This window comes from Buttiauxella sp. 3AFRM03 (assembly GCF_003675305.1).
Lineage (GTDB): Bacteria > Pseudomonadota > Gammaproteobacteria > Enterobacterales > Enterobacteriaceae > Buttiauxella > Buttiauxella ferragutiae.
The window spans coordinates 5,090,779-5,116,334 of the sequence record NZ_CP033076.1; the positions used below are offsets into that span (position 1 = coordinate 5,090,779).

Consider the following 25,556-nt stretch of genomic DNA (forward strand, 5'->3'; position numbering starts at 1 on the left):
ACCGTTACGGTGCCTTTTTTTTATCCAGGAGAACACAATGGAATATCCAGCAGACACCACCGTTATCACCCTTAGCCGCCCACTGAAAACTACCACCGGCGAGAAAACCGAATTGCATCTTAGAGAGCCAACGGTAAGAGATAAACTGGCATTCGAAAAAACACAAGGTGGCGCATTGGAAAAAGAAATCACCATGATAGCGAGTCTTTGCGGCGTCGAACCCTCAGAGCTTTACCTGTTATCCGCTTATGATTATGCGCAACTGGGGAGGGCCGTCGATACTTTTTTGCTACCGCCGGAAGAGCGTTCGAATCCCAATTCCTAGGAAACTACACCGGAATAAACTACTGGTGCAGGCTCAATCTTGATGAGCAAATGAGCTTGCCCTTGAGTGTTTACGCCATCTTTAAAAAACTGGCCATAACCCGGAGTAAATCTCATGGCAAAAAGTAGCAATTTTAAAGCAACCGTGAAGTTCGGCGCAGAGGTTGATCCGAGCTTTGGCCAGGCAGCATCATCGATTGGTAGAACGCTCGGCGGTGCCGCTGAAGAGGCGGCCAAAGAAATAAACAAACTCACCCGAGAACAACAAAAGCTCACCCGCGAAATCAAAAAGGGAGTACTGGCCGGTGAGGATGTCTCTGAACTTAAAAAACGTTATAGCGAACTGGGCGGGGAGATTGATCAGGCATCGAGAAAGCTCTCGCGCCTGAATGCGCTAGGCCGGGTGGGAGGCGCATTCCGTGCAGCGGGCGCGACCGGAATAGCCATTGGCGGGCGAGCTATTGGCGGGTTGACTATTGGGGGTGGCGTACTCTCTGGAGCCGCCGCCGGAGGTATCGCATTAAATGCGAATACGGCGGAGCAGCTGGGTAAGGCGCAGGGCTACGGGCTGGATTTCGGTACGCACATGGCATATCAGAACATTGGTAAAGCGATCGGGATTGATGAGGATGCTGTAGGCGATTTACTCGACGAGATGAAAAACAAAATCGGGGAAATCGGCAACGAAAAAATGCTCGATCCATTGTTGGGCCAAATTGGATACACCAAGGCACGCGCCAACAGGGAGATGAAAAGGGACCCAAATAAACTATTTCAGGACGTGATGAAACTGGTTAACGAAAACGTCAAAAGAGGAAAAATGTCGGCCGCCGAGGCGGGGTCTTTTGCAGATCAGCTTTTCGGGGGTGAAGCGCAAAAAATTGTTTCATACATGACGACGTTAGGCATGACGTTTGAAGACCTGACGGCCGCCGGGAAAAAATACAACCTGACGACAGAGGAGGGAGCCAAACAGGCAGTAAAAGGGCAATATGCGCTTAATAGTCTCTGGGGCGTTGTTACATCAGGTGCGCGAGAAATAATAGGGCAAACTCTCGGCGCGGCGAGTGATGATATTCTGAAAGGTGCGGATAAATTAAAACAAGAATTTACGATTCTAGGGCCAAAAATAACAACCATGGTCACGGATTGGCTTAAACCCGGAGAAGGTGGGGAGACTGGGCCGGAACGATTATGGAATGGGCTGGAGAGCTTTGGTAAAGCTATTTCAGCTCTTGCTGACTTTATAACAAAACTTTATCCATCATTATCGGAAAAAGGGGAGGAAAAAACAGTATCAGAAGCCAGAACCAGGGCAGGTGTGGAATTTGATGAAACACAAAAAGCATTGCCAATAAAACAGCAATTGAGCGGGCGTGAACTTCGCAATACCAAAAATCAAATTATGGATGAGGCCGAAAGAGAGTTCAGGCTAAGAAATATCTCAATTCCATTAGCTGAGGATGTTAATTCGGTAACTGGAGTACCATTCCCGACTGGAAATTCAACAAGCGAATCTAAGGTCGTAACTAATCATATAGCGCCAATTATTAATGTTTATCCGTCACCCGGGAGAGAGGGTGAAGAGGTTCAGGGTGAGTTAATGAAAATATTCCCTGACCTTCCATCGTATACATATGATCAGTAGTGATTGTTATTATATATTATGGTGATATCCGATACACCATAAGAAATATAAGGCGTACCGGACGAAGCATTATTTAAATATTAATTATTAAATTTCAATCCCGCATTTATTCGCAAATTCTGTGACCGCTTCAGTTGAACCAATGGCGCTTATATCGGCAGAATTGACAATCTTATCTGAAGCCGTTGCCTGTAAAGTGACTGTTTCTTTTGCATCACGAATACCCCGGAGAACTTTCCTTACTGTGGCTGGAGCATTGTTTAACTTAGACGTTAATGCTAAATGCGTGGCGGATGGTCTGGAAATAGTGACGGAACGCCGAGTCATGATTAGTTCGTTGTCGACCTTAATAAGAATATTTCCATGGTATTTTTCACGACCCGTTACTGTCGATTCATAATCTGGTTTCATATAGGAAACCTCCACCATTTCGCCAAAACATGATGCTGTAATCCCATGACCATCAGCATTTAATCCAATCAAAATGGAACTTTCAGACGCTCCAGGCATGACACCCCACTGGTCGGCGAGTGCTGGTGAGGAAATGAAAATTGAAGTAATAAGAACTGAACAGGAAGGAATCTTTTTAAATATCATAATAAAACCCTATTGAATTAAAAATTAAGTAACTAAGTGGGGCTGTATGAATTACACAACAAAAGACAATGAAAAACTTGACGTAATATGCTGGAAAAATTACGGCTCAACGAAAGGAACGTTCGAGGCTGTTTTATTTTCTCCAGAAAATTATGACGCAACGACCGCTGAAATCTTCAATGCGGGAACGGTGATTGAGTTGCCGCCTGTTGAACCAGCGAAGCGGAAAGCTGTAACCAGGCTCTGGGAGTAAAACCATGAAAGCGCCACTCACAGGAACCGAGCCATGGCAGCCAAATTTTTCAATTTCGATTGAGGAGGCTGACATCACGGAGGAAGTGCGTCAAAACCTTGTCAGTCTGTCACTAACTGATAATGGCGGCAATACAAAGCAGAGTGATCAGATTGTGTTTGCTGTTGCATCCGACACGCTCAAGCTCCCCCCTAAAGGTGTAAAGGTTTCTATCGCCATGGGATTCGGCGAGGAGCTGGTGGATAAAGGCACTTATATTGTCGATGCCATGGCCTCCGGAGGATCCAATTCTGCGCACCGGATTGTGCAGATAACCGCGCGAGCATTTTCTAAAACAAATGCTCGTGGCCACAGCGCGCTGCAATCCCAAAAAACACGTTCGTGGTCAGGCGTTAGCTTAGGGGATGTTGTCAAATCCATCACTGCTGAACACCAACTGGCGGCGGCCATTCCTGAGGAACTGGCCAATATTCAGATTGAACATATCGATCAATTGGGTGAAAGCGATATGAATCTATTGACGCGACTGGCAGGACGTTACGGTGCCGTAAGCAAGGTAACGCATGATAACTGGGTTATAACCCCGCGAGGCTCCCTTACAACGGTTAGCGGAACGCCTTTGAAAAAATACCTCATCAACAGGAACATGGTCGGAAGATGGAGCTATCAATCAAATAGTGACAGTCCGGACACATCGACATCTGGCGGGGGAACGCAAATCATCTCGTACAAAGACATGACTGATGGAGGTAAAACAAAAACACTTACGATAGGAAGTGGTGAGCCAGTAATCCAATATTCATGGCCACAACCAGATTTGCAGTCTGCCCGTGAAATTGCAGCTGGCTTTTCAACAGGAAGTAAAAAAAAGCTGGTAGGGATGAATGTTGGTCTGATAGCGACCCCTGAGCTTATGAATCTCACCGCGCAGTGCCTTATCACGACACAGGGATTTGGCAGTGAAGAGGATAAGGATTGGCATATTTCACGATTAAACATGGATCTCACAAATCAGGGTTTTTTGGTGAGTCTAGATCTGGAATGACAATCACAATCACCATAATTACCTGAATCCGCATTAATAAACTTTATCTATCTTCACCCTCTGGAGCGCTATGACCTTTTCACAGAAAAAGGATAAACAGTGCAAGGAATGCCACATCATTTTTACCCCCTCGAATCGAAGACAAATCTACTGCACCCCGGCCTGCAAAATGTGTGCTTACCGCAAAAGGAAATTCGAAAAAAACCTAGAAATGTAAATCCGTTACGCTCCGTTACGTAACAACGTAACAATTCAGCAACACCGTAGAAACAGCCCCGACACCTGACTATACATACAGTCATATCACCCATCAGGAGGCGATATGAGAGATGTAATTGGTGACGAGTGCGGCAATGAAATGATGCCTGGCCAAGCAAAACACAGCGCGGCCAGCACAACACATTCGCCGGAACCGTCAAAATCAGATGACGAAAAAGGGGCTGTTTCGATGGAACATCCACATGTAAAAGTTTACAACGAACCAAAATTTATCGACCAGGCTTCACCACATACCGGCGGCGGCATGATGGGATGCGGTGATGGTTTTGGTTTTGGCGGTGGGGGCATGGGTGGTGGTCTGCTGATTGGCGCATTGCTGGGGCGTGGGCTGTTTAATCATGGTGGCGAAGGCAATTGGGGTGGTCATCGCGGCGGCGAAGGCTGCGAGCGTCCGGTGTTTGATGCGGCGATTCTTTCTAAGCTGGGAACCATTGAAGGCCAGGTGCCTTTGGTTGGCTCTCAGACTCAGACTGCTATTGCTATGTCTACCGGGCAAATCACCACTAACGCCTTGCAAGTTGCGTTGGGCCAAGCCGGGCAGAACACTGCAATCGCCCTGGCTAACCAAAACCAGGTCGCTGGCGTTAAAGATTCGGTGCAAGCCGGTACTTTTGCGACAGCAATCGGAATCCGTGATGATGGCGATAAAACCCGCGCGCTCATTCAGCTTAATGAGACTGCGGCGCTCAATCGTCAGTTGGGTGTTCTTGAAACCACTCTGCTGTTAGAACGTCATGGCCGTGGATTTGACCGTGATCATCACAGCCTGGTAATTCAGAACACCAACACGGCTAACGCTATGCAACAGCAGCAGCAAGCTCAGGGGTTCCAGGTTAACCGCCTGTTCGACATGATGCATTGTTGCGATCAGAATATTCGCGCTACTAACCAGGCGATTAATATCGGTGCGGGGACCCAAACCGCCACCCCAACTAACACCTCCACAAATAACCGCGTTAATTGATGAGCGCATCGAAAAACGTTGTGAAAAATCGGCCCTCGTGAGGGGGCCGTTTATTCCGTTTGTCTTGGGGGTGATATGTACAACAATATTTATGGCGCTAATCCTGCTTATAACCCGATGGCAATGTTAGAGCAGAATTTAAGAGAGCAATTAGGCCAGATTGAGCAGATGGCGCGACAGTATGCTGCACCACAACAGCTCGCGGCACCGAGTATTGAGCAACGCCTGGCGGCAGTCGAACAGGCTTTGCAAAATCAGCAAAATCAGCAAGGTCAAGGGGCATCACAGCCAATGCAGGCGATCAGCGCCGCGATCGAAAAAAACATGACGCCGGATGATCTGCAATACTTGGCCGGCAATATTCAGCGGCTGCCAGATTTTTTCAATGGCAGTGATGGTCGCGATATTTTGCGCATGGTTGTTGATGGATTAAAAAAATCAGGAGAGAGTGGTGGCACTGCAACTACAACTACAACAGCGGCCCCCGAACCCGGGAAGACCGCCGGATGATGACGATGATGACGATGATGGCTTAGATGATGTGCCAAGGATGGCAACCTAAAATCGTTCTCCAAAACTATTCGTTAATTACATGAAATTAAACACAATTAAACATTGTAAAACGCACTGGGAAAACACCTGAAAATAAGTGCTTACATAATGAATATTAAGAAGAAATTGTTAATCTATGCTATCTTTGTGCGTGTAAGTTACGTCTTAACCAAGGGGAACGAATGACGTATCAACAAGCTGGACGCATTGCCGTACTCAAACGTGTGGCTGGCTGGGTAATTTTCATCCCGGCGATGATTTCAACACTGATATCAATTCTTAAGTTCATGTATGAACACAGCGAAAAGCAGGCGGGGATTAATGCTGTCATGCTGGACTTCGCACATGTCATGATTGAGATGATGCGTTTTAATACGCCATTCTTAAATTTCTTCTGGTACAACTCGCCACAACCTGACTTCCATCAACAGGCCAATATTCTGTTTTGGGTGATCTACATGCTGATCTTTGTCGGTCTGGCATTGCAGGGATCTGGCGCGCGAATGAGCCGCCAGGCGAAGTTTCTGCGTGAAGGGGTAGAGGATCAGTTGATACTGGAACAAGCCAAAGGCCCCGAAGGGTTAACCAAGGAACAAATCGACGCGAAAATCGTGGTGCCGCGACACACCATTTTCCTGCAAATATTCCCGCTCTATATTTTACCCATCATTATTATCGTTATCGGTTATTTCTTCTTTTCTTTGCTCGGCTTCATCTAGAAAAACGCCACTCCAATAGGGAGTGGCGAATTATTCATGCTGCCAGAACGCGTTCCAGCGCTTTTTGCGCGGTGACTAGATGTTGACCGCCGAATAGAATCGCGCGGTTAAGCAAAGTATAGAGTTGATAAATAGGCTGGCGCTCAAGGAAATCTGTAGGAAGAGGGGAAACTGACTGGTAACCGTCGTAGATTTGCGGTGGTTGATCCGGATGCAACGGTAACATTGCCAGGTCGCACTCTCTGTCACCCCAGTAACAGGCCGGATCGTAGATAAATGGCCCATCGGTACCCATCGCGCAATTTCCTGACCACAAATCGCCATGCAGTAATGAAGGCTGCGGTTGATGGGAGGCAAGAACCTGATGCACAAAATCGACGATCAGGTCGATGTCGCCAAACTGAATCCCTTTTTCAGCCGCCAGTTCAAGCTGCCAGCCAATGCGTTGCTCTGCAAAGAATGTTGACCAGCGGCGTTGCCAGGCATTGGGCTGCGGAGTGGTGGAAAGATCATTATCAAAATCGAGCCCAAATTGCGGCTGTTCACTCCACTGATGCAGGCGCGCGAGTTGTTGCCCCAACAAGAAGGCGTTGTGGGCATCCAGGGGTTTAGCGGGCATATATTCAAGGAGCAGGAAACTGTAATCCCTATCGCTGCCTACCGCCCAGACTTTCGGTACGCGCACTGTGTTGCTGCGTGCGAGTAGTTCAAGTTGATCGGCTTCGGCAGTGAAGATGGGTAACAGCTCGCGAGTGTCGCTTTTGACAAAAATCTCATGACCGGCATAGTGAATTCGCCAAGCAGCATGAATTTCCCCTCCGGGTAATTCAGTGCGTTGTTCAATTTCAGCGCTACCGAGTTGTTCACTTAACAGACGACTTATGGCTTGCCACATAATGCTTCTCTCCAGGTTATCTGGTAGATCATTAGTTTATCGCTGTTAACCGGGTCAAACTTCGAACTAACGCACATCCCCGGTCAGGAGTTTTAAACCAGGCTATTGACTCTCTTGTCGCCAGCTATCCCAGGTGGTGATTGAAACTTCTGGCTCTATTCCCAGCGCCAGTTTAGCGAGCCCACGGGCAAGCTCTTCAACTTCAGTCTGCTCTAATGTACTTATCAAGCCGAATGAGTTGCTGCCTAATTCGTGAATTTTCCCTTCGTCATCGGTAAAGGTGAGTAAAAAACCTCCACGAGTCAGCGTGTTATTCAGTTCGTTAAGGTCCGTGAGATTGTGCTCCTGGAACTTTAATGTGACAACATAACGCTCAATGTCTCCGCTACTCATGGTTCACCCCATTGTTATCCCGAAGGTTTTAGCATAGTTGATCTGCACAAAATGGCGACATTTGCCGTCGTGGCGAACCGCCCCGAGCAGGGCGGCCTGTTAACTCAGTCTTGTTAACTGCATAAGTAGTCGTAGATTTTTTGGGTATTTTCCATGGAGCACAAACGGGTGCCGTGATTGAGTGTGGCGGCACTCCCGGCGGCGACACCGAATCGGACCATATCAAGTAGTGGGGCATTTTCAGCTAGTTTCAGCGTCATCGCGCCGACCATGCTGTCTCCGGCACCCACTGTACTTTGGCTTTTCACTGGCGGTGGTACCACCTGAACAGAACCATTAGCATCTACGCCCAATGCGCCCTGCGGACCAAGCGAAACGACCACGCGTTTGGCTTTTCCGCTATCAACGATTTCCTGAGCTGCCTTACGCACATCGTCAGGTTGTGTGAGGTCGCGATTGACTAATGCACTGAGCTCTTTTTGGTTAGGTTTCACCAACTCAATATTGCCGATTTCCAGAGTCGCTTTGAGCGCTTCGCCTGAACTATCAACGATGCAGCGTATCCCGGATTTTTGGGCCGCTTTGACTAACCCGCAGAGTTTCGAAACATCAATACCTGGTGGAAGACTGCCGCTGATAACCAGAATGGAGCCCGCTTCAATAGTGAGGACTTTTTCTTCCAGGCGGCGAAACTCATCATCGGTAAGGGCCGCACCTGGCATCACAAAGCGATACTGCTCACCGGTAGACTCGGCGTGAACGTGCAAGTTTTGCCGCGTCCAGTCGTGAGCATCTACGGTATCAATGGCAACATGTTCATCTAAAAGCAGATTGCTAAGGTGTTCGCCTGTTGCACCACCGGAAGGAAAAATGGCAGTTGCTTGCCCGCCGAGGTGGGCAATCGCTCGCGCAACGTTAATTCCACCACCGCCTGGTTCAAATACCGGAGCGGTGCATCGTAGTTTACCTTCGGGATAAATTTGTGTCGTCAGTGTTGCGCTGTCCAGAGAAGGGGCAAGTGTCAGTGTGTAAATGCGTGTCATATATCCTCCTTAATTTAGCATTGGGATAAAGCGTAGCACTGTTTAGACAAGAGAATGTCAATTAACACCATGATTTATCAAATAATTTGTAAAATAACCCTACGCACTATGTTTATGAAAATTAAGATGTTTTAAGAGCTCTCTTATTCAAAAAATGAAAGAAGAATTCATTGCTATGTTATTCGAGCTTTTTTATAATTTGTTACCTTTCTTGGCTCATAAATATTTGATCCACAGAAAAGATTCCGGAACCTTGATGGTTTCTTTTTATGTTGTACGGACGATTAAATGAATTTTGTTAAGACAGTACCGGCTGCAATTTTGCTGACCGGAAGTGCGCTATTGAGTCACTTTGCAATTGCAGATAATTCGGTTTTCACTGTCATGGATGACCCAGCCACCGCAAAGAAACCGTTCGAAGGTAATCTGAATGCAGGCTACCTTGCACAATCAGGTAACACCACCAGCTCCTCGCTGACCGCTAACTCCAACTTGACCTGGTACCAAACGGCAACCGCATGGTCACTGTGGGGCAATGCAAACAATACCTCGTCTAATGATGAACGCTCTTCTGAGACTTATTCCATCGGAGGCCGTAGCCGTTACAACATGACTGACAGCGATTACCTGTTCGGTCAGGCGAGTTGGTTAACTGATCGGTATAACGGTTATGACTCAAGGGATGTACTGACTGCTGGTTATGGTCGCCAGTTCCTTAATGGCCCAGTGCACAGTCTGCGTTTGGAATTTGGTCCTGGTGTACGTTATGACGAGTATACCGATGGTGGTCATAAGACTCAGCCGTTGGGCTACGCATCAGGTATTTATAACTGGCAGTTAACCGATAACGCCAAATTTATCCAGGGCGTGTCTGTACTGGGTAGCGAAGATACGACGGTAAACTCTGAAACTGCGCTTGAAGTTGCAATCAATGAGCACTTTGGTTTGCGGGTTGGCTATAACGTCACCTGGAACTCAAATCCGCCAGATTCTGCACCTGAACATACCGACAGACGTACTGCAGTGACTCTTGGTTATAAGATGTAATTGATTAAGCCGGGTCATTCCCGGCTTTAAACCCATCACTTACTTAAGTTTAGCTTCTGTTGATGTGCTTCTTTGCCGCTATCATTCATTGCACTGGAATGTTTTGGAGCGAATTGTTTTATTTTTATCCATGTCGCTAATATTATTTTGGTCCGTAGTTTTATTTATAATAAAATTAATTAAGAATTTTAAATTCTTCACAATCTCTCCTTAATTCTCTCTTTATTCATATTTTTGGTATATTTGACACGAATTGATAAAGTATTGGTCTTGTCAGAAATGTGATCTAGATCTACTCTTATTTTGTGGCAGGTTAATAGCTTGCTGATCCATTAAATAAGAGAAAAATGAATATGAAAAATATCCAATATGCCGCTGTAGTTGTTACTCTTTCCATGCTTTCATTTGGTGCCTCTGCTGCACAATCTTCTGCAACCACAGGCACACAAACAGCACCATCACCTGTCTGGAATGTTGCCGATGTTGAAGCGGGCTCCAATATTCAACTGGGCGAGCTGTCTACGGGACAGTCAATGGATGACGCTTTTAATGTCTATACTCTGGTTGCCGGCGACTGGTCATAGTCACGTGCATTGTTTAATTATCTTTCTGCGCAGGTTTGATAACCTATCATTCGTGCTAAAAGTTACATAAATAAAAAACCGAGCATAATGCCCGATTTTTTATTTATACCCCCGCAAACTAATTCCCTCGTCATTACTGGTCTGTTAAAAAACCAAGTGTCATCATCGCTTGAGATATATCTATGAAACTAGTTTCTAAATTAGGGTTGGTAGTTTCTTTGTTTATTTTTAAACTTTAAACCATTCTGTAATATTTCTATAACCTCATGCCGATAATAATCTCTGCGTTTTTGACAAGGTGTCTCTTGATTAATTATCGCGTATTAGAAAGGGGTTTAGGAGCAAACATGAAAAATTTTACATTCGCAGGAGTGACATTAAGTTTACTGCTGACATCAACGTCTATGCATGCAGCAGAAGTTTATAATAAGGATGGAAATAAATTAGACATTTATGGAAGAGTAAAACCAGAAATCTATCTGAGCGACAATAATAGCGTTGATGGTGATCAGTCTTATATTCGATTTGGTATTAAAGGTCAGACTGAAATTAATAGTCAACTCACTGGTTTTGGTCAGTGGGAGTATCAGGTTGCAGCCAACAAAGTCGAAGGTGATAGCAATACGGCAAAAACGCGTTTGGCATTCGCAGGTCTAAAAGCTGGTGATTTTGGGTCATTTGATTACGGTCGAAACTATGGTGTGCTTTATAATATTGGATCATATACCGATGTCATGCCTGAATTTACGACTGAATCTTATGCTAAAACTGATAATTTCATGACTACCCGTACTAATAGTGTGGCAACGTATCGTAATACTACTTTCTTCGGTTTAGTTGATGGCTTAAAACTGACCGTTCAGTTTCAAGGGAAAAACGAGAATGACGGTCGGTCTACCAGTAAGCAAAACGGTGAAGGTGTAGGGACATCGTTGACTTATGACATTAGCGATACCGGGATGAGTATGGGGATGGGCTATAGCAACTCTAACCGTACTCTGGCACAGAGAGACCTGACTTATGGTCAGGGTGATAATGCGGAAGCATGGAATGCGGGAGTGAAATATGATGCCAATAACATTTATCTGGCAGCAATTTATGCTGAGACGAGCAATATGACACCGATTTCTGGTACCGCAACAATTAATGGTGAGAACCAAAGTATTAGTGGGTTTGCGAATAGGAATCAGGCATTTGAACTTGTTGCACAATATCTGTTCGATTTTGGCTTCCGGCCTTCAATAGGCTACGTTTACTCGAAGGGTAAGGATATTGAGGGCGTAGGTGACGTGGAGTTAGTAAAATATGTCGATGTCTCTGCTACCTATTTTTTTACTAAAAACATGTCTGCTTTTATTGATTACAAAATTAACCTGTTAAGCGACGATAATGCTTTGCAACTTAACAACGATAATGTTGCTGCTGTAGGTGTTGTTTATCAGTTCTAAATAGTTCCAGTTCTTATTCTCTACCCGCCTGAATAACTGAAAATTAAATATTTGCGTCATGGCGAAAGCCATGGCGCTATTGATTAACACATTTGATTAATACATGGATCTTAATAAAAATATTTAGTACAGACGTATTGTTCATTTTTCTTCCTTTTTTTCAGCATGTTATCCACAACTTCTTAAGTTCTGCCTTTATCCTCACCTCAATGACGTGTACTATTGCCTCGTCTAATCAGCAGGTTGAAGTGGGTACATTTTAGATTCATGTACACAGTTTGCGAGGTGAAGCATTCAACCACTCCTAACTTACTGATTTATTTAAACTATATAAAGTTGCATGTGATCTTGCGTATGGGTCACCACTGCGAATAAGGACTTATAATGCCTGTTATTACTCTTCCTGATGGCAGCCAACGCCATTACGACCACGCTGTTAGCCCATTGGATGTCGCTCTGGACATCGGTCCTGGCCTTGCGAAAGCCTGTATTGCAGGCCGTGTAGATGGCGAACTGGTTGATGCGTCTGATGTTATTGAGCACGATGCTAAACTCGCAATTATCACCGTTAAAGATGAAGCTGGCCTGGAGATCCTCCGCCACTCGTGCGCCCACTTATTGGGCCATGCCATCAAACAACTGTGGCCGCACACTAAAATGGCGATTGGCCCGGTTATTGATAACGGTTTTTACTACGACGTTGACATTGACCACACGCTGACGCAGGAAGATCTTGAGCTGCTCGAAAAGCGTATGCACGAGTTGGCTGAGAAAGATTACGACGTCATCAAGAAAAAAGTGAGCTGGCATGAAGCCCGCGAAACCTTCGTGAACCGTGGTGAAAGCTACAAAGTCGCGATTCTTGATGAAAACATTAGCCAGGATGATAAGCCTGGTTTGTATCATCATGAAGAATACGTTGATATGTGCCGCGGTCCGCACGTACCGAACATGCGTTTCTGCCATCATTTCAAGTTGCAGAAAACTTCCGGTGCTTACTGGCGTGGCGATAGCAGCAACAAAATGTTGCAACGTATTTATGGCACAGCCTGGGCTGATAAGAAGCAATTGAATGCTTACTTGCAACGCCTGGAAGAGGCGTCCAAGCGTGACCACCGTAAAATCGGTAAGCAACTCGACCTGTATCATATGCAGGAAGAGGCACCTGGTATGGTGTTCTGGCACAACGACGGCTGGACTATCTTCCGTGAACTGGAAGTGTTTGTACGCTCCAAGCTCAAAGAGTACCAGTATCAGGAAGTGAAAGGCCCGTTCATGATGGACCGTGTGCTGTGGGAAAAAACCGGCCACTGGGACAACTACAAAGATGCGATGTTTACCACTTCTTCAGAAAACCGTGAATATTGCATCAAACCAATGAACTGCCCAGGCCATGTGCAGATCTTTAACCAGGGCCTGAAATCCTACCGTGACTTGCCATTGCGTATGGCTGAGTTTGGTAGCTGCCACCGTAATGAGCCGTCAGGTGCGTTACATGGCTTGATGCGCGTTCGTGGCTTTACTCAGGATGATGCTCACGTATTCTGTACTGAAGAACAAGTGCGTGACGAAGTGAATAGCTGCATCCGCATGGTCTACGACATGTACAGCACCTTCGGTTTTGAAAAAATCGTTGTGAAGCTGTCAACTCGCCCTGAAAAACGCATCGGTACCGACGAAATGTGGGATCGTGCAGAGGCGGATTTGGCCGTAGCATTGCAAGAAAATAATATTCCGTTTGATTATCAACCGGGAGAGGGTGCATTCTATGGCCCTAAAATTGAATTTACCCTGTATGACTGCCTGGATCGTGCATGGCAGTGCGGGACTGTACAGTTAGACTTCTCTTTGCCATCGCGTTTGAATGCGTCTTATATTGGTGAAAGTAATGAACGCCTGGTGCCGGTAATGATTCACCGTGCAATTCTCGGGTCAATGGAACGTTTTATTGGTATCCTGACCGAAGAATTTGCGGGTTTCTTCCCAACCTGGCTTGCGCCAGTACAAGCAGTGGTGATGAATATCACTGATGGACAGTCTGAATACGTTAACGAATTGACCCGTAAACTGCAAAATGCAGGCATTCGTGTAAAAGCAGACTTGAGAAATGAGAAGATTGGCTTTAAAATCCGTGAACACACGTTGCGTCGTGTCCCTTACATGTTAGTTTGTGGCGATAAAGAGGTCGAAGCAGGCAAAGTAGCCGTTCGTACTCGTCGTGGCAAAGACTTGGGTAGCATGGACGTCAACGAATTGATTGAAAAACTGCAGAATGAAATTCGCAGTCGCAATCTTAATCAACTAGAGGAATAGAGTTATTAAAGGCGGAAAAAGAGTTCAACCGGCGCGTCCTAATCGCATAAACAGAGAAATTCGTGCCACTGAGGTTCGTCTGACAGGTATAGAAGGCGAGCAGCTAGGTATTGTCAGTCTGAATGAAGCTTTAGAAAAAGCCGAGGAAGCTGGGGTTGATTTAGTTGAAATCAGTCCTAATGCCGAACCGCCTGTTTGTCGAATTATGGATTACGGCAAATTCCTCTACGAAAAAAGCAAATCTTCTAAGGAACAGAAGAAAAAGCAAAAAGTTATTCAGGTCAAGGAAATTAAATTCCGACCTGGTACCGATGATGGCGACTATCAGGTAAAACTCCGCAGCCTGGTTCGCTTTCTGGAAGAGGGTGATAAAGCTAAAATCACACTGCGTTTCCGCGGTCGTGAAATGGCTCACCAACAGATTGGTATGGAAGTGCTTAACCGCGTCCGTGACGATCTGAGTGAACTGGCAGTCGTCGAATCCTTCCCATCGAAGATCGAAGGCCGTCAGATGATCATGGTGCTCGCTCCGAAGAAGAAACAGTAAGGCCATCAAGTAACAGTTCTCGCGAGGTTTCGGCCTCGTGAGATTTGTTCGCCTTCTGGTTCGTTTTATTAACAATGCGAAGTGGAAAGTTATTAAATGCCAAAGATTAAAACTGTACGCGGCGCCGCTAAGCGCTTCAAAAAGACCGCCGGTGGTGGTTTTAAGCGTAAGCACGCTAACCTGCGTCATATTCTGACTAAAAAGTCTACTAAGCGTAAACGTCACCTGCGTCCGAAAGGTATGGTCTCCAAAGGGGATCTGGGCCTGGTCATCGCTTGCCTGCCGTACGCATAAGTAGCACTTTTTTAATTAATTCAGAATATAGAACAGGAGAGCTAATATGGCTCGCGTAAAACGTGGTGTTATCGCACGTGCTCGTCACAAAAAAATCCTTAAACAAGCCAAAGGCTACTACGGTGCGCGTTCACGCGTTTACCGCGTTGCTTTCCAGGCTGTTATCAAAGCTGGCCAATATGCTTACCGTGACCGTCGTCAACGTAAGCGTCAATTCCGTCAGCTGTGGATTGCACGTATCAACGCTGCAGCTCGTCAGAACGGGATCTCTTACAGCAAATTCATCAATGGCTTGAAAAAAGCTTCTGTTGAAATCGACCGTAAGATCCTGGCTGACATCGCCGTATTCGACAAAGTGGCATTTACTGCACTGGTTGAGAAAGCGAAAGCAGCTCTGGCGTAAGCCAGTTATTAGAGGGAGCTTGTCTCCCTCTTTTAATTTCTAATGTTTAACACTGAGCAAATAAGGTAACTGCAAGCATGAATGCTGCTATTTTCCGTTTCTTTTTTTACTTTAGCACCTGAATCAGGGGGCTTTGCGCGTAAGAAAAGAAACGAAAAATAGCGCCGAAAGCCTCCACTATGGAGGCTTTTTTTTTGCATTCCGCTTTTTGTATACGGATCAACTACCCCGGCAATTATGCCGGCATAAGAGGAATACCATGCCACATCTCGCAGAGCTGGTTGCCAACGCAACGGCCGCCATAAACGAGGCCCCGGATGTTGCCGCGTTAGACAACGTACGCGTCGAATATTTAGGGAAGAAGGGCCATCTGACCCTCCAGATGACCACCCTGCGTGAATTGCCACCGGAAGAGCGCCCAGCTGCAGGTGCGGTCATCAACGAAGCTAAAGAGAAAGTGCAGGAAGCACTGAACGCTCGCAAGAATGCACTGGAAAGTGCCGCTCTGAATGCTCGTTTGGCAGAAGAAACCATTGATGTCTCACTGCCTGGACGTCGTGTTGAAAACGGCGGTTTGCACCCGGTTACGCGCACCATTGACCGTATCGAAAGCTTCTTCGGTGAACTGGGCTTCACCGTGGCGACAGGCCCTGAAATCGAAGATGACTACCACAACTTCGATGCTCTGAACATTCCAGGGCACCACCCAGCTCGTGCGGACCACGATACTTTCTGGTTCGATGCAACCCGTCTACTGCGTACTCAGACTTCTGGCGTACAGATTCGTACCATGAAGGATAAGCAGCCGCCGATTCGTATTATCGCGCCTGGCCGTGTGTATCGTAACGACTACGATCAGACGCACACGCCAATGTTCCATCAAATGGAAGGTTTGATTGTTGATACCAACATCAGCTTCACCAACCTGAAAGGCACATTGCACGATTTCCTGAACAACTTCTTCGAAGCTGATTTGCAGATTCGTTTCCGTCCGTCCTATTTCCCATTCACTGAGCCTTCCGCAGAAGTGGACGTGATGGGCAAAAACGGCAAATGGCTGGAAGTTTTAGGCTGTGGCATGGTGCACCCAAATGTCCTGCGTAATGTCGGTATTGACCCAGAAGTCTACTCAGGCTTCGCATTTGGTATGGGCATGGAGCGTCTGACCATGCTGCGCTACGGCGTTACCGATTTGCGTGCATTCTTCGAAAATGATTTACGTTTCCTCAAACAGTTCAAATAAGGGCGGGATATCCAATGAAATTCAGTGAACTCTGGTTACGCGAATGGGTAAATCCAGCCAACAGCAGTGAAGAGCTTTCCAGCCAAATCACGATGGCTGGTCTTGAAGTTGATGGTGTTGATGCCGTTGCGGGTGCATTTAATGGCGTAGTTGTGGGTGAAGTGGTTGAGTGCGGCCAACACCCCAATGCTGACAAACTGCGTGTAACAAAAGTGAATGTCGGTGGCGAACGCCTGTTAGACATCGTTTGTGGCGCACCAAATTGCCGTCAGGGCCTGAGAGTTGCCGTTGCAACTGTTGGCGCTGTCCTGCCTGGCGATTTCAAAATTAAAGCGGCCAAACTGCGTGGCGAACCATCAGAAGGCATGCTGTGCTCATTCTCTGAGCTGGGTATTTCCGACGATCACGACGGCATTATTGAGCTACCACAAGATGCACCGATTGGCACCGATATCCGCGAATACCTGAAGCTTGATGACAACACTATCGAAATCAGCGTGACGCCAAACCGTGCCGATTGTCTCGGTATCATCGGTGTCGCTCGTGATGTCGCTGTCGTTAACAAGCTGCCATTGCATGAGCCAGAAATGGTTGCGGTTGCTGCGACAATCACCGACACGCTGCCAATTCGTGTGGATGCGCCAGAAGCGTGCCCGCGTTACCTGGGCCGCGTGGTTAAAGGCATCAACGTTAAAGCGCCAACCCCACTGTGGATGAAAGAGAAACTGCGTCGTTGCGGTATTCGTTCTATCGACGCGGTCGTTGACGTGACGAACTACGTATTGCTTGAACTTGGCCAACCGATGCACGCGTTCGATATGGACCGCATTGACGGTGGCATCGTGGTGCGTATGGCAGAAGAAGGTGAAACCCTGACGCTGCTTGATGGCAATGAAGCGAAGTTGAAAGCTGATACCCTGGTTATCGCCGACCACACTAAAGCGCTGGCAATGGGCGGTATCTTTGGTGGCGAACATTCTGGTGTGAATGATGAAACCCAGAATGTGCTGCTGGAGTGCGCATTCTTCAGCCCACTGTCTATCACTGGGCGTGCGCGCCGTCATGGTCTGCATACTGACGCATCCCATCGTTATGAGCGTGGCGTGGATTCTGCGTTGCAGTACAAAGCAATGGAACGAGCAACTCGTCTGTTGACTGACATCTGCGGCGGTGAAGCCGGTCCGGTTATTGACGTTACCAGCGAAGCACATTTGCCAAAAGCTGCCACAATTACTCTGCGTCGTAGCAAGCTGGATCGTTTGATCGGCCATCATATTGAAGATGCGCAGGTTAGCGATATTTTGCGTCGTCTGGGTTGTGAAGTCACTGAAGGCGACAACCAGTGGACCGCGGTGGCACCAAGCTGGCGCTTTGATATGCAGATTGAAGAAGATCTGGTCGAAGAAGTGGCGCGCGTTTATGGCTATAACAGCATTCCTGATGAGCCTGTACAAGCGGGTCTTATCATGGGCAGCCATCGCGAAGCAGACCTTTCTCTTAAGCGTGTGAAAACCATGCTGGTCGATAAAGGTTACCAGGAAGTGATCACCTATAGCTTTGTTGACCCTAAAGTTCAGCAACTGCTGCACCCTGGTGAAGAACACCTGATTCTGCCAAGCCCAATTTCCATTGAAATGTCAGCGATGCGTTTGTCCTTGCTGACCGGGTTGCTCAATACTGTGGTTTACAACCAAAACCGTCAGCAGAGCCGCGTACGCATCTTTGAATCAGGTTTACGCTTTGTTCCTGATACACAGGCAGACCTGGGTATCCGTCAGGATCTTATGCTGGCTGGTGCCATCTGCGGTAATCGCTACGAAGAGCATTGGGATCTGGCGCGTAACACCGTCGACTTCTATGATTTGAAGGGCGATCTGGAAGCGGTACTGGATCTGACTGGTCAGCTTTCTGACATTGAATTTAGAGTCGCCAGCAACCCAGCTTTGCATCCAGGTCAAAGTGCCGCAATTTATTTACGTGGCGAATACGTTGGTTTCATTGGTGTTGTGCATCCTGAGCTTGAGCGTAAGCTTTCTCTCAATGGCCGTACACTGGTGTTCGAAGTACTGTGGAACAAGCTTGCAGACCGCGCTGTGCCTGAGTCGAAAGAGATTTCTCGATTCCCGGCGAACCGTCGTGACATCGCGGTTGTTGTCGCTGAAAACGTTCCCGCAGCAGATATTTTGGTCGAATGTAAGAAAGTTGGCGCAAATCAGGTAGTTGGCGTAAACTTATTTGATGTGTACCGTGGTAAGGGTGTAGCCGAAGGTTATAAGAGCCTTGCCATAAGCCTTATCCTCCAGGATACGGGCCGTACACTCGAAGAAGAGGAGATTGCCGCTACCGTTGCAAAATGTGTAGAGGCATTAAAAGAGCGATTCCAGGCATCATTGAGGGATTGAACGTATGGCGCTTACAAAAGCTGAAATGTCAGAATATCTGTTTGATAAGCTAGGGCTTAGCAAACGTGATGCTAAAGAGTTGGTAGAGCTGTTTTTCGAAGAGATCCGTCGCGCTCTGGAGAACGGTGAGCAGGTTAAACTATCAGGCTTTGGTAATTTTGACTTACGCGATAAAAACCAACGTCCCGGGCGTAACCCGAAGACTGGTGAAGATATTCCTATTACGGCACGCCGTGTAGTGACCTTCCGACCTGGTCAGAAGTTGAAGAGTAGGGTTGAAAACGCGTCGCCAAAAGACGAGTAACCTGAATAAACCAAAAAGGCCGCTTATGCGGCCTTTTTCTTTGCTGTGTAAACAATACCTATCAAGCAGCCAGTTTGGCTACCTGTTCCGCCATCTCATCAAGTAACTGGAAACGGCGACGATATTCCGCGCGTTTCTTACTCGCGATGCTCTCAAGTGTTTTACGTTCTAATTGCTGAGGTAATTGCCAGCGCCAGCTATTCTGTTTCACCCCTTCAATAGATTGCCAGAACTCATCATAGCTGGCGTGGAAATGCCGGCCCTTGCTCAAACGGTAACGCAACGCGCGGAAAACATGGCCATTATCGCTGACGCCATAAATCCCCGAAATATTCGTCTGGGCGGCAAATTGCCAAATAAACTCCATGATCACGCGTTTAGGGAACAGACCGTGGCAGGCGCGAGTCGCTTGTTTAATCACGTCGTGAGAAATTTGCTTTCTTGGCCCTTGTAAGCCGCCAATCACCAGATGCCATTGGTCGTTTTCACGAATAACGCTAAAAGTCAGGCTGGCGATCACATTTTCATTGCCATCGCGCAACCAAATGGTGCTTTCACCTTCACGCTCGGCGCTTTTTGCGCAGCAGGCGGAAAGGGTAAACTGGCTGTCATCTTTCCCGCAGAACGTGACCAGTTGGGTTTCGGACACTGAGGTTAATGCCGCGGCGAGTTGTCGCGAAGGTAATCCGTCCACGAATTGATAATGGCTGATCACCGCATCCGCTCGCTGATTTGCGTTTAAACCGCGAACTAAATACTGGCGATGAGGCTTGCTGGGCAGGGTGACTTGCGCTTTCAACATTTGTTCAAAATCAGAACGCTGCCCAAGCTTTTCAAGCATGCGACATGTTGGTGTGTAGAACAGCGCTGTGCGCAGCATAAATTTGAAGCGGTAACTACGCTTATGCCAAATCGTGCTCGGGAGCAATTTTCCTGCAATGAGGTCTGAAATGATATTTCTGCGTGGTTTGTGCAGATAGGTATTTAGCAGTGTGTTGTCCGACACGGTAATTATCTCCTGATAGATTTGTACTTATTTTAAGTCCTGTTATCTGGAATGGTTATTACCTGCCGGTTTATATTTTTACTTTCGTTTAGAGAATATTTAGGTTTCCTGTGTTTTTTATAATCACATGAATTTATTGTTATTTTTAGTATTCTAACTATATTATTATCTTCCAGATAAATTTCTGGTGTTTATTATTTAGTGGCGGTTGTAAATTATATTTTTTCTACGATCTGCTATTTGTTTAATTCCTGTATAACATTGAGTGAGTAGCCTCACGGATATCTCACTCCAAAGAAAAAGCTTTCCTTTAAAGCTTGTCGTGTTACGGATACTCCCCGTAAAATCAGACGCATGAATGATTTTAAATCGGACGCCCCCCTCCAGATGCAGATTTTTGTCGAACGACAACAACGTCACGAACGCCTCTGGCTGCTCGCCTTATTTTCCACCATGCTGGGAATGGCTGTACTGAGTCTGTGCGCCGGAGAGCAGTGGTTTTCCCCGCAACACTGGATGCGTGAAGATGCGCAGCTGTTTATCTGGCAGATTCGCATGCCGCGCACCTTAGCTGTTCTGCTGGTCGGGGCGGCACTTGCGGTATCTGGCACCATCATGCAGGCGCTGTTTGAAAATCCATTGGCTGAGCCTGGGCTGCTTGGCGTTTCTAATGGCGCAGGGGTGGCGCTAGTGGCTGCGGTGTTGCTTGGGCAAGGGATGCTACCGAGCTGGGCGTTAGGGATCTGCGCAATATTCGGCGCGCTGGTTATCACGTTTATCTTGCTGCGCTTTGCAAAGCGTCACCTTTCAAACAGCCGCCTGCTGCTTGCTGGCGTGGCGTTGGGAATTATCTGTAGCGCTTTAATGACCTGGGCTATCTATTTCAGTACCAGCCTCGATTTGCGTCAGTTAATGTACTGGATGATGGGTGGCTTTGGTGGCGTGGACTGGCGGCAATGGTGGTTGATGATAACTCTGCCACCCGTGATGCTGTGGTTATGTCGCAACTACGCGCCGTTGAATTTAATGGCTCTTGGCGAAATATCGGCTCGCCAGTTGGGCTTACCCGTCTGGCTTTGGCGAAATATTCTGGTGATTACCACCGGATGGCTGGTGGGGGTGAGTGTCGCGCTGGCAGGAGCTATTGGCTTTATCGGCCTCGTTATCCCTCATATGTTACGCCTCAAAGGGTTAACCGATCATCGGATTTTGCTACCCGCGAGTGCATTAGCCGGTGCCACTGTATTACTCGGTGCTGACATTATTGCTCGTCTGGCACTGGCTTCAGCCGAATTACCTATAGGCGTCGTGACGGCAACGTTAGGCGCACCTGTATTTATCTGGCTATTATTAAAGGCTGGGAAATAACAATCTAAGAGGTCGTGATGCAAGACATTCTAAACACTGAAGTAACCACCATTGACGGTGAAGCGACAACGCTCGAAAACTGGAAAGGGAAAGTGCTACTGCTGGTGAACGTTGCCTCTAAGTGCGGCCTGACAGTGCAATATGAACAATTAGAAAACCTGCAAAAAGAGCTTGGGCACGAAGGTTTCTCGGTGCTGGGTTTCCCATGCAACCAGTTCCTGGGGCAAGAACCGGGTAGCGAAGAAGAGATCAAAACCTTCTGTAGCATGACCTACGGCGTCACATTCCCCATGTTTAGCAAGCTGGACGTTAATGGTGAAAACCGTCATCCACTGTACAAAAAACTGGTTGCCGCCGCACCGGCTGCCGTTGCACCTGAAGGCAGCGGTTTTCTTGAGCGCATGAGCAGCAAAGGCCGCGCGCCAGCCCATGTTGGCGATATTCTCTGGAACTTCGAAAAATTCCTGATTGGCCGCGATGGTCAGGTGATTCAACGTTTTTCACCGGATATGACGCCTGATGACGCCACTATTGTTGATGCTATTAAGTCGGCGCTGGCGAAGTAATGGTGTTGTTGCAGCTTAATGATGTCGCGGTGGCGGAGCGGCTTGGGCCCATCTCCGCTGCTGTTCAAACGGGCGAACTGGTCCATCTTGTTGGGCCAAATGGCGCGGGCAAAAGCACGTTGCTGATGCGTGCAGCAGGGCTTAGCTCGGGGGCTGGGCAAATTATGTTTGCCGGGAGCAATCTCAGCGACTGGCAGCCAACACAATTGGCTCATCAGCGTGCTTATCTTTCTCAGCAACAAATGCCGCCATTTTCGATGCCCGTTTGGCATTATCTGCAACTGCACCAGTCAGTCAGCCCCTCCGATTCGGTCATGCTCAAGCTGGTCGAAGATTTGGGGCTGGCGGACAAACTCACACGCAGTGTGAACCAGCTTTCGGGTGGGGAATGGCAACGTGTTCGCTTAGCCGCTGTGGTGTTGCAGATTCATCCAGAAATCAACCCGCAGGGGCGTCTGCTGCTACTGGACGAGCCGATGAACAGTCTGGATGTCGCGCAGCAAACCGCATTGGATAGAATCCTGATGGCACTTTGCGAAGCCGGTATCGGCGTGGTCATGAGCAGTCACGATTTAAATCACAGTTTGCGACATGCGCACACCGTCTGGTTATTACGCTCGGGTAAAATGATTGCACAAGGCAATCGGGATGAAGTGCTCTCGCCGCAACATTTAGCAACAGCTTATAACATGCACTTCCGTCGATTGCAGATAGAAGGGCATAGTATGCTAATAGCCCCATTGTAGGTGATGGTAAAAACTTGCACCAAATCATGGGAAAGCGCTAAATTACTGGAAATTTTAAAACGGGTGAGGATTAGCCTGAATGCGTTTATGGATAATTGTTGTGGCATGTCTGGTACTCGCAGGGTGTAGCAGCCATGCGCCTCCACCAAATTCTCGTTTGTCCGATTCAATAACGGTTATTGCCAGGCTCAATGATCAACTCAACGGCTGGCGTGGCACTCCCTATAGCTATGGCGGAATGAGCCGCCGTGGTGTCGACTGCTCCGGCTTTGTCTCGGTGACCTTCCGTGACCGCTTCGAGCTACAGCTGCCGCGTGAAACCCGCCAGCAAGCGAAAATCGGCACGCAAATTGATAAAGACGAATTACTGCCAGGCGATCTGGTTTTCTTTAAAACAGGCGCTGGTGAAAGTGGTCTGCACGTGGGGATTTACGACACGGACAACCAATTCATTCATGCCTCAACCAGCCGTGGTGTGATGCGTTCTTCGCTGGATAACGTTTACTGGCGTAAAAAGTTTTGGCAGGCCCGCCGCATCTAGCGCAATTCTCCCAGTCTTAGGGCCAGTCACTGGCCCTAAACGTGACACCCTTCAGCAATTCCGTGGTTAACCCAGGTACAACCCATAATTTCAGGTAATATTTGGCAGCATCACGCCCCCTCGAAAGGATAGTTTATGGTTACTCTGGAAGATGTTGCCGCCAGTGCAGGTGTGTCCCGGGCGACCGTTTCACGCGTGGTGAATGGCGACAACAAAGTCAAAGCGCAGACAAGAGTTAAAGTCGAAGCGGCGATTGTTGAATTAGGTTATACGCCGAATCCGGCGGCTCGCGCCTTAGCCTCAAGCCAAAGTAATACCTTAGGGCTTGTCACCACTTCCTATCGTGGCGGCTTTTTTGGTGCGCTGATGGACACCGTACAGAGTGAAACTGAGTTGCATGGCAAGCAGCTGTTGGTGACGCAAGGGCGCGACACCGCAGAGAAGGAGCTAAACGCTATCCAACGCCTGTTTAATCTGCGTTGCGATGGCCTGGTCCTGCACGTGCGCGCCATCAGCGATGAAACGCTTTATCAATTGGCTGAGCGGGATCACAAATTCATTGTTTTAGACCGTGACGTTCCGGGGCTTGAAGAGCGATGTGTGGTGTTTGATCACCGTGCGGCGAGTGCGCTTGCGACTCAAGTGTTTATTGATGCCGGGCACACCTCGATTGCCTGCCTGCATGGTCCGAGCGGGCGTACATCCAGCCTGCTGCGCAAGCAGGGGTTCATGGATGCCATGTCTAAAGCAAAACTGAAACCTGCTGCGGTATTGGGAGGGGAGTACGACATGCCCTCAGGCTACCAACTTACCTCACAACTGCTTGAAAACATTCAGCCTACGGCACTCTATTGTTGCAATGAAGAACTGGCGATAGGCGCGATGCTTGCCATCACCGAACATGGTCTGAGAATTCCCCAGGATATCTCACTTATTTGTTATGACAGCGGTGAACGAGCGCCGTTTGTTCGCCCGGCATTAACCAGTGTTCATTTTCCAATAACCGAAATGGCGAGCTATGCTATCCGGAAATTATTGGATAAGCATTGTGAGAATCAATCGTTTTCTCCGGAGATAATCCACCGAGGTTCCATTCTCCAAATTCGCTAAAACTGGCGATATTGAGATATCCAGGATAATATCATTATCTTCAAAGAAGATTATGATAAAACATTCAGGGATGAACTTGTCTTTAATTACAATAAAATCAATCCAGTTAACGCTGGATGCTCATCGTGTCACGATGCCATCCACCCCATTACCTAAACGGTTGGCATCATGATTCTGAATCTCGATACACAATATCGTTCGGACTTTTATTTTCAGCCGGTTTACTTACCAGACGGTGAGGTGTTAGGCGTTGAACTAATAGTGAATTTTGTTGGGGTTGATGCTCCGGTACGTATTCCAACAGAATTAGTTGCGCCGGTTATTAAATCGGAACAGCAATTAATATTATTCAACGAGCAAATAGAATTACTTGAAAATTATCAAACGTTCTTTAAGACTCAAAGTATCACTGTCTGGGTGAATATAAACGCGGTAATCGTTGATGCAATTTTGGCCGATGCCGGGTTGATTGCACGTCTGGCACAGCTTTCGTTCCTTGAGTTTGCCATCAATGAGAACTTTCCCGAGCTAAATCGCGGTAATGAAAATGTCCGTTTAAAGTCAATTTCTAAGCATTATCCATTAGCGTTGGATAATTTTGGTGCAGGAATTGCGACCAGTAAACCGATCTTTGATGGGCTATTTAAATGTGTATTTATGGATAAAACATTTATTCATAAACAAATTAAACAACGCTCTTTCGAGCCATTTATGTTAGCCATGCTCGCGCAGCTTTCTCCGTTTTGTCAGACTCTGATAATTACCGGAGTTGATGACGAAGCTGCTCGCCAGAAAGTGCTTTCTCTCGCCGCTTTTGCCATGCAAGGAAATCTCTGGCCGGGAATTGCACCTGCAAAGCTGGAAGAGTGGTTTCACCTGAATTCGCCAACTTTGAACTAATACCCCTGCCAACGTGCCGTGT

Annotated in this window: 29 protein-coding genes and 1 other annotated feature; of the genes, 24 read left to right on the forward strand and 5 right to left on the reverse strand. The window is 47.4% G+C overall.

The window, feature by feature from the left end; translation table 11 throughout:
• Nucleotides 1-37: 37 nt before the first annotated feature.
• Together D8682_RS25355 and D8682_RS25360 are read left to right on the forward strand one after the other, a co-directional pair.
• The gene (locus D8682_RS25355; protein ID WP_162303053.1) at nucleotides 38-325 is read left to right on the forward strand and encodes a phage tail assembly protein; all 288 of its coding nucleotides are present in this window, start codon (nucleotides 38-40) and stop codon (nucleotides 323-325) included.
• 114 nt (nucleotides 326-439) lie between these two features.
• Nucleotides 440-1,972: a hypothetical protein gene (locus D8682_RS25360; protein ID WP_121815497.1), complete on the forward strand. Its 1,533-nt coding sequence runs from the start codon at nucleotides 440-442 to the stop codon at nucleotides 1,970-1,972.
• Nucleotides 1,973-2,059: 87 nt separating this feature from the next.
• On the opposite strand, the gene D8682_RS25365 is transcribed toward D8682_RS25360, so the two are convergent.
• Nucleotides 2,060-2,569, reverse strand: coding sequence for a hypothetical protein (locus D8682_RS25365; protein ID WP_162303054.1), 510 nt, complete (start codon nucleotides 2,567-2,569; stop codon nucleotides 2,060-2,062).
• A 46-nt stretch (nucleotides 2,570-2,615) separates the two neighbouring features.
• Here D8682_RS25365 and D8682_RS25370 point away from each other — a divergent pair, with 46 nt between their 5' ends.
• The 5 genes from D8682_RS25370 to D8682_RS25390 all read left to right on the forward strand — a co-directional run bounded on the left by D8682_RS25370 (nucleotide 2,616) and on the right by D8682_RS25390 (nucleotide 6,381).
• Nucleotides 2,616-2,822, forward strand: a complete 207-nt coding sequence (locus tag D8682_RS25370) for a tail protein X (protein ID WP_121815499.1) — start codon at nucleotides 2,616-2,618, stop codon at nucleotides 2,820-2,822.
• A 4-nt stretch (nucleotides 2,823-2,826) separates the two neighbouring features.
• On the forward strand, nucleotides 2,827-3,867 hold the full coding sequence (locus tag D8682_RS25375) for a phage late control D family protein (RefSeq protein ID WP_121815500.1): 1,041 nt from the start codon (nucleotides 2,827-2,829) through the stop codon (nucleotides 3,865-3,867).
• 322 nt (nucleotides 3,868-4,189) lie between these two features.
• Nucleotides 4,190-5,110 carry a hypothetical protein gene (locus tag D8682_RS25380; protein WP_121815501.1) on the forward strand — a complete coding sequence of 307 codons (921 nt, stop codon included), beginning with the start codon at nucleotides 4,190-4,192 and terminating at the stop codon, nucleotides 5,108-5,110.
• Nucleotides 5,111-5,185: 75 nt separating this feature from the next.
• Nucleotides 5,186-5,620 (forward strand): hypothetical protein, encoded by a 435-nt coding sequence (locus D8682_RS25385; protein WP_121815502.1) that lies wholly within the window; start codon nucleotides 5,186-5,188, stop codon nucleotides 5,618-5,620.
• A 224-nt stretch (nucleotides 5,621-5,844) separates the two neighbouring features.
• On the forward strand, nucleotides 5,845-6,381 hold the full coding sequence (locus tag D8682_RS25390; RefSeq protein WP_064547543.1) for a YniB family protein: 537 nt from the start codon (nucleotides 5,845-5,847) through the stop codon (nucleotides 6,379-6,381).
• A 34-nt stretch (nucleotides 6,382-6,415) separates the two neighbouring features.
• Here D8682_RS25390 and D8682_RS25395 read toward each other — a convergent pair whose 3' ends face one another.
• The 3 genes from D8682_RS25395 to pfkB form a co-directional block, all read right to left on the reverse strand.
• On the reverse strand, nucleotides 6,416-7,276 hold the full coding sequence (locus D8682_RS25395; RefSeq protein ID WP_064547541.1) for a fructosamine kinase family protein: 861 nt from the start codon (nucleotides 7,274-7,276) through the stop codon (nucleotides 6,416-6,418).
• Between the two features lie 102 nt (nucleotides 7,277-7,378).
• A complete protein-coding gene (ghoS, locus tag D8682_RS25400) occupies nucleotides 7,379-7,669 on the reverse strand; it encodes a type V toxin-antitoxin system endoribonuclease antitoxin GhoS (protein ID WP_064547539.1) in 291 nt (96 codons plus the stop codon).
• A gap of 113 nt (nucleotides 7,670-7,782) precedes the next feature.
• Complete coding sequence (gene pfkB, locus D8682_RS25405) at nucleotides 7,783-8,712, reverse strand: 6-phosphofructokinase II (RefSeq protein ID WP_121815503.1); 930 nt, start codon at nucleotides 8,710-8,712, stop codon at nucleotides 7,783-7,785.
• Between the two features lie 288 nt (nucleotides 8,713-9,000).
• On the opposite strand from pfkB, the gene D8682_RS25410 reads away from it, so the two are divergent.
• The 11 genes from D8682_RS25410 (at nucleotide 9,001) to ihfA (ending at nucleotide 19,297) form a co-directional block, all read left to right on the forward strand.
• Nucleotides 9,001-9,759 carry a YdiY family protein gene (locus D8682_RS25410; RefSeq protein WP_121815504.1) on the forward strand — a complete coding sequence of 253 codons (759 nt, stop codon included), beginning with the start codon at nucleotides 9,001-9,003 and terminating at the stop codon, nucleotides 9,757-9,759.
• Between the two features lie 353 nt (nucleotides 9,760-10,112).
• On the forward strand, nucleotides 10,113-10,343 hold the full coding sequence (locus tag D8682_RS25415) for a hypothetical protein (protein WP_121815781.1): 231 nt from the start codon (nucleotides 10,113-10,115) through the stop codon (nucleotides 10,341-10,343).
• Nucleotides 10,344-10,690: 347 nt separating this feature from the next.
• Complete coding sequence (locus D8682_RS25420) at nucleotides 10,691-11,791, forward strand: porin (RefSeq protein WP_064547532.1); 1,101 nt, start codon at nucleotides 10,691-10,693, stop codon at nucleotides 11,789-11,791.
• A gap of 384 nt (nucleotides 11,792-12,175) precedes the next feature.
• On the forward strand, nucleotides 12,176-14,104 hold the full coding sequence (gene thrS, locus D8682_RS25425; protein WP_064547530.1) for a threonine--tRNA ligase: 1,929 nt from the start codon (nucleotides 12,176-12,178) through the stop codon (nucleotides 14,102-14,104).
• Between the two features lie 4 nt (nucleotides 14,105-14,108).
• Nucleotides 14,109-14,651 (forward strand): translation initiation factor IF-3, encoded by a 543-nt coding sequence (gene infC, locus D8682_RS25430; RefSeq protein WP_074388328.1) that lies wholly within the window; start codon nucleotides 14,109-14,111, stop codon nucleotides 14,649-14,651.
• 96 nt (nucleotides 14,652-14,747) lie between these two features.
• Nucleotides 14,748-14,945 carry a 50S ribosomal protein L35 gene (gene rpmI / locus D8682_RS25435; protein ID WP_005968897.1) on the forward strand — a complete coding sequence of 66 codons (198 nt, stop codon included), beginning with the start codon at nucleotides 14,748-14,750 and terminating at the stop codon, nucleotides 14,943-14,945.
• A 46-nt stretch (nucleotides 14,946-14,991) separates the two neighbouring features.
• Nucleotides 14,992-15,348 carry a 50S ribosomal protein L20 gene (rplT, locus tag D8682_RS25440; RefSeq protein ID WP_000124850.1) on the forward strand — a complete coding sequence of 119 codons (357 nt, stop codon included), beginning with the start codon at nucleotides 14,992-14,994 and terminating at the stop codon, nucleotides 15,346-15,348.
• Between the two features lie 72 nt (nucleotides 15,349-15,420).
• Nucleotides 15,421-15,544, forward strand: a sequence feature (Phe leader region).
• Entirely contained in the window at nucleotides 15,426-15,470 is a 45-nt protein-coding gene (pheM, locus tag D8682_RS25445) for a pheST operon leader peptide PheM (RefSeq protein WP_001386830.1), read from the forward strand. It overlaps the preceding feature by 45 nt.
• 63 nt (nucleotides 15,545-15,607) lie before the next feature.
• Entirely contained in the window at nucleotides 15,608-16,591 is a 984-nt protein-coding gene (pheS, locus tag D8682_RS25450; RefSeq protein WP_064547527.1) for a phenylalanine--tRNA ligase subunit alpha, read from the forward strand.
• 14 nt (nucleotides 16,592-16,605) lie between these two features.
• Nucleotides 16,606-18,993, forward strand: a complete 2,388-nt coding sequence (gene pheT, locus D8682_RS25455) for a phenylalanine--tRNA ligase subunit beta (protein WP_064547525.1) — start codon at nucleotides 16,606-16,608, stop codon at nucleotides 18,991-18,993.
• A 4-nt stretch (nucleotides 18,994-18,997) separates the two neighbouring features.
• Complete coding sequence (gene ihfA / locus D8682_RS25460) at nucleotides 18,998-19,297, forward strand: integration host factor subunit alpha (RefSeq protein ID WP_001229265.1); 300 nt, start codon at nucleotides 18,998-19,000, stop codon at nucleotides 19,295-19,297.
• Between the two features lie 61 nt (nucleotides 19,298-19,358).
• Here ihfA and D8682_RS25465 read toward each other — a convergent pair whose 3' ends face one another.
• Nucleotides 19,359-20,303, reverse strand: a complete 945-nt coding sequence (locus D8682_RS25465; RefSeq protein WP_121815505.1) for a VirK/YbjX family protein — start codon at nucleotides 20,301-20,303, stop codon at nucleotides 19,359-19,361.
• A 387-nt stretch (nucleotides 20,304-20,690) separates the two neighbouring features.
• Here D8682_RS25465 and btuC point away from each other — a divergent pair, with 387 nt between their 5' ends.
• The 6 genes from btuC to D8682_RS25495 all read left to right on the forward strand — a co-directional run bounded on the left by btuC (nucleotide 20,691) and on the right by D8682_RS25495 (nucleotide 25,534).
• Nucleotides 20,691-21,671, forward strand: a complete 981-nt coding sequence (gene btuC, locus D8682_RS25470; RefSeq protein ID WP_064547521.1) for a vitamin B12 ABC transporter permease BtuC — start codon at nucleotides 20,691-20,693, stop codon at nucleotides 21,669-21,671.
• A 14-nt stretch (nucleotides 21,672-21,685) separates the two neighbouring features.
• The gene (locus D8682_RS25475) at nucleotides 21,686-22,237 is read left to right on the forward strand and encodes a glutathione peroxidase (RefSeq protein ID WP_121815506.1); all 552 of its coding nucleotides are present in this window, start codon (nucleotides 21,686-21,688) and stop codon (nucleotides 22,235-22,237) included.
• The gene (btuD, locus tag D8682_RS25480) at nucleotides 22,237-22,983 is read left to right on the forward strand and encodes a vitamin B12 ABC transporter ATP-binding protein BtuD (protein ID WP_064547517.1); all 747 of its coding nucleotides are present in this window, start codon (nucleotides 22,237-22,239) and stop codon (nucleotides 22,981-22,983) included. Before D8682_RS25475 ends, btuD begins: the two co-directional genes overlap by 1 nt.
• Nucleotides 22,984-23,062: 79 nt before the next feature.
• A complete protein-coding gene (locus D8682_RS25485) occupies nucleotides 23,063-23,524 on the forward strand; it encodes an NlpC/P60 family protein (RefSeq protein ID WP_064547515.1) in 462 nt (153 codons plus the stop codon).
• A 135-nt stretch (nucleotides 23,525-23,659) separates the two neighbouring features.
• Complete coding sequence (locus D8682_RS25490; protein WP_064547512.1) at nucleotides 23,660-24,634, forward strand: LacI family DNA-binding transcriptional regulator; 975 nt, start codon at nucleotides 23,660-23,662, stop codon at nucleotides 24,632-24,634.
• A 168-nt stretch (nucleotides 24,635-24,802) separates the two neighbouring features.
• The gene (locus D8682_RS25495; protein WP_121815507.1) at nucleotides 24,803-25,534 is read left to right on the forward strand and encodes an EAL domain-containing protein; all 732 of its coding nucleotides are present in this window, start codon (nucleotides 24,803-24,805) and stop codon (nucleotides 25,532-25,534) included.
• Nucleotides 25,535-25,556 lie beyond the last annotated feature (22 nt).